The organism is Leifsonia sp. KNZ12-8B (assembly GCF_056755495.1).
The window spans coordinates 1-7,404 of sequence record NZ_JBPGXM010000162.1 but is presented as its reverse complement, the minus strand read 5'-3'; the positions used below and the strand labels follow the sequence as shown (position 1 = coordinate 7,404).

Annotated in this window: 7 protein-coding genes; 4 read left to right on the top strand and 3 right to left on the bottom strand. The window is 71.8% G+C overall.

Annotated elements, in window-relative coordinates; all coding sequences use genetic code 11:
* Positions 1-151: 151 nt before the first annotated feature.
* The 3 genes from ACR9ZG_RS17100 to pepN all read right to left on the bottom strand — a co-directional run bounded on the left by ACR9ZG_RS17100 (position 152) and on the right by pepN (position 4,585).
* Positions 152-1,012: an ABC transporter permease subunit gene (locus ACR9ZG_RS17100; protein ID WP_481286046.1), complete on the bottom strand. Its 861-nt coding sequence runs from the start codon at positions 1,010-1,012 to the stop codon at positions 152-154.
* Entirely contained in the window at positions 1,009-1,920 is a 912-nt protein-coding gene (locus tag ACR9ZG_RS17095; RefSeq protein ID WP_481286045.1) for an ABC transporter ATP-binding protein, read from the bottom strand. The genes ACR9ZG_RS17100 and ACR9ZG_RS17095 overlap by 4 nt, the downstream gene beginning before the upstream one ends.
* 118 nt (positions 1,921-2,038) lie before the next feature.
* Positions 2,039-4,585 carry an aminopeptidase N gene (pepN, locus tag ACR9ZG_RS17090; RefSeq protein WP_481286044.1) on the bottom strand — a complete coding sequence of 849 codons (2,547 nt, stop codon included), beginning with the start codon at positions 4,583-4,585 and terminating at the stop codon, positions 2,039-2,041.
* Positions 4,586-4,687: 102 nt separating this feature from the next.
* Here pepN and ACR9ZG_RS17085 point away from each other — a divergent pair, with 102 nt between their 5' ends.
* The 4 genes from ACR9ZG_RS17085 to ACR9ZG_RS17070 form a co-directional block, all read left to right on the top strand.
* Positions 4,688-5,176, top strand: a complete 489-nt coding sequence (locus ACR9ZG_RS17085; RefSeq protein WP_481286043.1) for a ribose-5-phosphate isomerase — start codon at positions 4,688-4,690, stop codon at positions 5,174-5,176.
* Positions 5,176-6,168 carry an Fpg/Nei family DNA glycosylase gene (locus ACR9ZG_RS17080; RefSeq protein WP_481286042.1) on the top strand — a complete coding sequence of 331 codons (993 nt, stop codon included), beginning with the start codon at positions 5,176-5,178 and terminating at the stop codon, positions 6,166-6,168. The genes ACR9ZG_RS17085 and ACR9ZG_RS17080 overlap by 1 nt, the downstream gene beginning before the upstream one ends.
* A gap of 10 nt (positions 6,169-6,178) precedes the next feature.
* Positions 6,179-6,817: an FMN-binding negative transcriptional regulator gene (locus tag ACR9ZG_RS17075; RefSeq protein WP_481286041.1), complete on the top strand. Its 639-nt coding sequence runs from the start codon at positions 6,179-6,181 to the stop codon at positions 6,815-6,817.
* The coding region (locus tag ACR9ZG_RS17070) for an amidohydrolase family protein (protein ID WP_481286040.1) at positions 6,814-7,404 on the top strand (591 nt) is incomplete at its 3' end. The genes ACR9ZG_RS17075 and ACR9ZG_RS17070, both read left to right, overlap by 4 nt.

The following is a 7,404-nucleotide window of genomic DNA, read 5'->3' as shown; positions in this document are numbered from 1 at the left end:
GCGCGCAGACGGTGGTGCTGCAGGGCGGCCGGGGGGGGGGGGGGGGGGCCGCCCCCCCCCGGCGGGGCGCCCCCGCCGCCCCCGCCACCCCCCCCCGCCCCCCCGCCGGGCCGCCCCCCCCCGCCCGGGGTCTCCGGTGCAGGGGTGGTCGTCAAGCGTCGCGGCGCTGGAGCAGGATGCCGCCGGCGACGAGCGCCACGAGCGCCCAGACCGCCACCGTGAGCACGTTCGCCCACGGCTCCAGCGAGCCGTTCGCCATGCCGGACATCCCGCCGCCGGCGTTGCTGAGCAGGTAGTGCTCCGCGTCGGCCAGCCACTCGATCTTGGTGAGGCCGGTCACGATGTTCGCGATGATCGGGAGGACCAGCAGCAGGCCGAGGGCCGCGGCGATGCCTCCGGCCGTGGACTTCAGGATGGCGCCGACGCCGAGCGCGAACACCGCGACGAAGCCGAGGTAGGCGCCGGCGCCGAGGATCGCCCAGAGGGTGCCGGCCGAGAGCAGGTCGCCTTCGTAGCCCTTGCCGTTCAGCAGGGGGACCGCGATCGTCCACGACGCGGCGGAGGCGATGATGCCGACCACGAACGAGACGACGAACAGCACGATCGTCTTGGCGAGCAGCACGGGGTAGCGGCGCGGGACGGCGGCGAAGGAGGAGCGGATCATCCCGGTCGAGAACTCGCCCGCGATGACGAGCACGCCGAGCACCGCGACGACGAGCGCCGCGAGGGTGAGGCCCGCGGTCGCGGCGGTCGTCACGAACGCGTCGGCCTGCGCCTCCACGGCCGCGCGCTGCGGTCCGGGGACGCCGGAGGTCAGCACGTCCTTCGACGGGATGGAGGCGGACACCAGCGCCGATATGCCGACGACGAGCACGATCACGCTCGCGAGCGTCCAGAAGGTGGAGCGCAGCGTGCGCAGCTTGATCCACTCCGAGCGCACGACGCGCGGGAAGCTGAGCCGGCCGAGCGACTGGTGGACGCGGCCGGTGGCCGGAACGGTTGCGGTGCTCATCGGGTGACCTCCGTGCGGTATTCGACCTCGTCCTGGGTCAGTTCGAGGTAGGCCTCCTCGAGGGAGGCGCTGATCGGGGTGAGCTCGTGCAGCACGACCCCGGCGTGAGCGGCGGCCTCGCCCACCTGCGCGGCGGTGAGGCCGGAGACCTCCAGCAGCTGCGCCTCCACCCCGGTGATGGTGACGTCGGCCGACGTGATCGCGTTGGCGAGCACCTCCGGCTGCGGCGTGCGCACCCGGACGGCGTTGCGGGTGGCCCCGGCCAGGATCTCGCCGACGGGGGCGTCGGCGAGGATGCGGCCGCGGCCCAGCACGATGATGTGGTCGGCGGTCTGCGCCATCTCGCTCATCAGGTGCGAGGAGAGGAAGACGGTGCGGCCCTGCCCGGCGAGATGCCGCGCGAACTGGCGCACCCACAGCACGCCCTCGGGGTCGAGGCCGTTGACCGGCTCGTCGAGGATGAGCGTGGCCGGGTCGCCGAGCATGGCGGCGGCGATGCCGAGCCGCTGGCCCATGCCGAGGGAGAAGCCGCCGACCCGCTTGCCGGCGACCGAGTCGAGGCCGGTGAGGCCGATGACCTCGTGCACCCGGCGCTTCGGGATGCCGTGGGTCGCCGCCATCGCCAGCAGGTGGGCGTACGCGGTGCGGCCGGTGTGCACCGCCTTCGCGTCGAGCAGGGCGCCGACCTCGGTCAGCGGGGAGCGGAGCTCGGCGTAGCGCCTGCCGTCGATCGTGGCGCTGCCGGAGGTCGGCCGGTCCAGCCCCATGATCATGCGCATGGTGGTGGACTTGCCGGCGCCGTTCGGGCCGAGGAAGCCGGTCACCCGGCCGGGCTGGATGGTCGCCGTGATGCCGTCGACGGCGGTCTTGCTGCCGAACGTCTTGGTGAGGCGGTCGAGTCGGATCATGCGTCCAACGCTAGGGGAGCGGACCCCGCCCCGTCATCGGTCCGTGGTACCAGACCGTGGCGGGGCGGGATCCTTCCGTGGTGCCGCTGTGGAACGGCCGCGGTGCTACGCCTGCGTCCTACGCCTGCGCATCCCGCGCTTGGGCGGCGAGGGCGCGCTCCACGCCCGCGAGGTTCTCCACGACCAGGCGGCGCAGCGCGGCCGGCTCCGGGTTGGCGTCGAGCCAGGCACGCGTGGCGTCGCGGAGCTCGGCGTTCGCGAGCGGCGCCGGGTACATGCCGGCCACCAGGTACTCCGCGATCTTGTAGGTGCGCGAGGCCCACACGTCCTGCAGCGCCGCGAAGTAGGGCTCGACGAAGGCCGCGAGCACCTGCTTGTCGGCGGCCCGCTGGAAGCCGACGCCGGTGACGCGGACGATGGTGTTCGGGAGGTCGTCCGAGCCGAACACCGAGTCCCACGCCGCCTGCTTGCCGGCCAGGGTCGGGATGCTGGCGCGGGCCTGCGCGGCGAACTGCGCGCCGTTCGCGGTGTTGTCCGCGGCCAGCGCAGCGGCGATCTCGTCCTCGCCGGCCGCTCCGCCCGCGACCAGGGCGATGAGCAGCTCCCAGCCGAGGTCGGCGTCGATCGTCAGGCCCGGGAGGGTCGTGCTGCCCTCGCGCAGCGCGGCGATCGTCGCGAGCTGCTCCGGGGTGGAGGCGAGCGCCGCGAAGAACTTGACGAACTGGAACTGCGCGTCGCTGCCCGCCTCGGCCTGCTGCGCAAGCTCCCAGAGCGCGTCCGCGGCGTGCTCGGCCGTCTCCTGCTGCCGCTCGGGGGCGACGTACGCGGTCGCCGCGAGCACCAGCTGGTTGAGCGTCGTGCGGATGGTCGTCGACTCGGTCTCCGGCGCGATGTTGCCGAGGACCAGCTTCACGTAGTCGCTCGCGGCGGTCTCGGCGTCGCGGGTGGCGTCCCAGACGGCGCCCCAGACCAGCGAGCGGGCCAGCGGGCTCTCGATGGACGAGAGGTGGTCGATCGCGACGCGCAGCGACTCCTCGTCGAGACGGATCTTGGCGTAGGCCAGGTCGTCGTCGTTGATCAGCACCAGCGCAGGACGGCGGCGGCCGACCAGCTCGGCGACCTCGGTCCGCTCGCCGTCGACGTCGAGCTCGACGCGGTGGTCGCGCACGAGCCTGCCGTCGACCAGCTCGTAGAAGCCGATCGCCAGCCGGTGCGGGCGGATGGTCGGGTAGTCGGCCGGTGCGGTCTGCAGCACGGCGAAGGAGGTGATGGTGCCGTCGGCGTCCACCTCCAGCTCCGGCCGGAGCGTGTTGACGCCCGCGGTCTCCAGCCACTTCGCCGCCCAGTCGGTGAGGTCGCGGCCGCTGGTGGCCTCCAGCTCGACCAGGAGGTCCTTCAGCTCGGTGTTGGAGTGCGCGTGCTTCTTGAAGTACTGCGCGACACCGGCGAGGAAGTCGTCCTGACCGACCCACGCCACCAGCTGCTTGAGCACGGACGCGCCCTTGGCGTAGGTGATGCCGTCGAAGTTGACCTGCACGTCCTCCAGGTCGTTGATCGTGGCGACGATCGGGTGGGTGGAGGGCAGCTGGTCCTGGCGGTACGCCCAGCTCTTCTCCATCGCGGCAAAGGTGGTCCACGCCTCGGTCCACTCGGTGGCCTCGGCGGTGGCGAGGGTGGAGGCGTACTCGGCGAACGACTCGTTCAGCCACAGATCGTTCCACCACTTCATGGTGACCAGGTCGCCGAACCACATGTGGGCGAGCTCGTGCAGGATCGTGACGACCCGGCGCTCCTTGATCGCGTCGGTCACCTTGGAGCGGAAGACGTACGTCTCGGTGAAGGTGACGGCGCCGGCGTTCTCCATCGCGCCCGCGTTGAACTCGGGCACGAACAGCTGGTCGTACTTCTCGAACGGGTAGGCGTAGTCGAAGCGCTCCTCGTAGAACGCGAAGCCCTCGCGCGTCTTCTCGAACACGTAGTCGGCGTCGAGGTACTCGGCGAGGCTCTTGCGGGCGTAGACGCCGAGCGGGATGGTGCGGCCGTCGCGGCTGGTCAGCTCGCTGTGCACCGACTCGTAGGGGCCGGCGACGAGCGCGGTGATGTACGAGGAGATGACCGGGGTGGGCGCGAACGACCACGTCCTGGTGCCCTCGCCCGCGTCGACCGGCTCGGGGGTGGGGGAGTTGCTCACCACGGCCCAGTGCGCGGGAGCGGTGACCGTGAAGGTGAACTGCGCCTTCAGATCGGGCTGCTCGAAGACGGCGAACATGCGGCGCGAGTCCGGCACCTCGAACTGGGTGTAGAGGTACACCTCGCCGTCGACGGGGTCGACGAAGCGGTGCAGGCCCTCACCGGTGTTCGTGTAGATCGCGTCGGCGACGACGACGAGCTCGTTCTGCTCCTGCAGGCCGTCGAGCCGGATGCGCACCCCGTCGCTCACCTCGGCCGGGTCGAGCTCCACGCCGTTCAGCGTGACCGAGTGCACGGTCCGCGTGATGGCATCGATGAAGGTGGAGGCGCCCGCGGTCGCGTCGAACCGCGCGGTCGTGGTGCTGCGGAAGGTCTCGGGCCCGGTGGTCAGGTCGAGGACGACGTCGTAGCTGCGGGTGCGGACGAGCGACGCGCGCTCCTGGGCTTCGATGCGGGTGAGGTTCTCTCCGGGCAACGCTGACTCCTTGGACGAGGGATGTTCGGCGTGGATCGTGTCCACCCGATCCACCTTAGTGATCCCGCCTCGGGCGTCGGCGGCCTTCCCTAAACTGTCGCTATGCGCATCCACATCGCCACCGACCATGCCGGACTCGACTTCAGCAGGCACCTGCAGGAGCATCTGAGCGCGGCGGGTCACGAGGTGATCGACCACGGGCCGCAGGCGTACGACCCGATCGACGACTACCCGGCGTTCTGCATCAATGCGGCGAAGGCCGTGGTCCGCGACCAGCAGGCCGGGGTGGAGGCGCTCGGCGTCGTGTTCGGCGGCTCCGGCAACGGCGAGCAGATCGCCGCCAACAAGGTGCTCGGCGTGCGCGCGGCCCTGGTCTGGAACGAGAGCACCGCCGTCCTTGCCCGCCAGCACAACGACGCCAACGTCATCTCGATCGGCGCGCGGCAGCACACCGTCGAGGAGGCGACGCACTTCATCGACCTGTTCATCGCCGAGCCCTTCTCGCTGGAGGAGCGGCACGTGCGGCGCATCGCCCAGCTCGCCGAGTTCGAGGCCACCGGCGACATCGCGGGCAAGAACGTGGACCGCTGATGCCAGAGGGCCACTCCGTCCACCGCATCGCGCGGCAGTTCGCGGTCAACTTCGTCGGGCACCGCGTCGCCGTGTCGTCTCCGCAGGGCCGCTTCGCCGAGGGGGCGACCCGCATCGACGGGCGCGTCATGACCGATGCGAAGGCGATCGGCAAGCAGATGTTCCTGGAGTTCGACAACGGGCTCTGGCTGCGGGTGCACCTCGGGCTCTACGGAGCGTGGGACTTCGCGGGCGACATCAGCGTCGATCCGACGATCGCGAGCGCGAACGGGCGGATGGGTCAGACCAACCAGCGCGGCACCGACCTCGACGGCGACCGCGTCTTCGACGCGGCGGGCGAGAACTCCCTCCACTCGATCGGGGCGCCCCGCCGCACCCGGCTGCGCATGGCGGAGTCGGAGAAGCTGGAGGCCGAGATCACCACGTTCCCGCCCGAGCCGATCGGGCAGGTGCGGGTGCGCCTCCTCACCGACACCGCGGTCGCCGACCTGCGCGGGCCGACGGCGTGCGAGGTGCTCGACCCGGCCGAGGTCGACGCGGTCGTCGCCAAGCTCGGCCCCGACCCGATGGTCGACACGGGCGAGGAGGCCGAGGAGCGGTTCGTCACGACCGTGCGCAAGAAGCAGACCGCCATCGCCCTGCTGCTGATGGACCAGAGCGTCGTGAGCGGCATCGGCAACGTCTACCGCGCCGAGTTGCTGTTCCGCGCCAGGCAGAACCCGCACACCGCGGGCAAGCAGGTGCCGGTGGAGACGCTGCGCGAGCTCTGGCGCGACTGGGTGCGGCTGCTGCACATCGGGGTCGAGACCGGTCAGATGATGACGATGGACGACCTCGACGAAGAGTCCTACCGCAAGGCGATGGCCAGCCGTGACGACCGGCACTGGGTGTACAAGCGCGAGGGCCTGCCGTGCCGGGTCTGCGGGACGAACATCCTCATGGAGGAGCTCGGCGGGCGCAAGCTGTACTGGTGCCCGAAGGATCAGGCCTAGGAGGCGCGCGATGCGGCAGAATCCGAGCTTCACGCTCACCGACCCCGCCGAGCTGAAGCGGCTCGTGCGCGAGAACCCGTGGGCGACCTTCGTCAGCTCCACGTCCGCCGGGCTGGTGGCCTCCCACTATCCGGTGATCCTCGACGAGACCCGGGAGGAGCTGAGCCTCCTCAGCCATGTCGGCCGGCCCGACGAGCAGCTGCACGAGCTGGGCGAGCACGAGTTGCTCGTGATCGTGCAGGGGCCGCACGGGTACATCTCGTCCTCCTGGTACGACGAGAACCCCGCCGTGCCGACCTGGAACTTCGTGTCGGCCCACTTCTCGGGCGTCCCGGAGCTGCTCAGCCCGGAGGAGAACCTCGACGTGCTCGAGCGCCTCGTCGACCACTTCGAACGCGAGCTGCCGGAGCCGCGGCTGATGCGCGGGACCCTCCAGGACTCCGACTACGCCGACCGCATCTCGGCCGGCACGGTCGGGCTCCGCCTGACGCCCACGAGAGTGGTCGCCAAGCAGAAAATGAGCCAGAACCGCCCCGACCACATCGTCGACCGCATCATGTCCGAGCTGGCGGGCGACGGGCCGTACGCCAGCGCCGGTCTGCTCCGCGAGATGCGGCTGGTGCACGAGCGCCGACGCGCGGCCCGATGACCTCGATCCCACCGGCGCTCGTGCTGACGGGCGCCCGGCTGCCGGGCGCTGCGGAGCCGGTCGACATCGTCCTGGCCGATGGCCGCATCCTCGCCGTGGGTGCGCACGCCGGCGCCCGGATCGGGGCGAAGGCCCAGCGCGTCGATCTCGCGGGACGCTGGGTGGTCCCGGGCCTGTGGGACGAGCACGTGCACTTCACCCAGTGGGCGCAGACCGCCCGCCGGCTCGACGTCTCGCGCGCGGCCTCCGCGGTGGAGGCGGCCGCGCTGGTGCACCGGCGCGCCGCGGCGGAGCCCGGCGACGAGCCGCTGATCGGCTTCGGCTTCCACGACGCGCTCTGGCCCGACGTGCCGACCCGTGATCTGCTCGACGCCGCCGCGGGCGCACGGCCCGTCGTCCTCATCGCGGGGGACCTGCACTGCTCGTGGCTGAACTCGGCGGCGGCCCACGCCTTCGCGCCGGGGAGCACGGACGCGCTGCTGCGGGAGGACGCCAGCTTCGCCGTCACGAGCCGCCTCTCGGCGGGGGGGGCCGCCCCCCCCCCCCCCCGGGGCGCCCCCGCCGCCCGCCCCCCCCCCCCCCCCCCC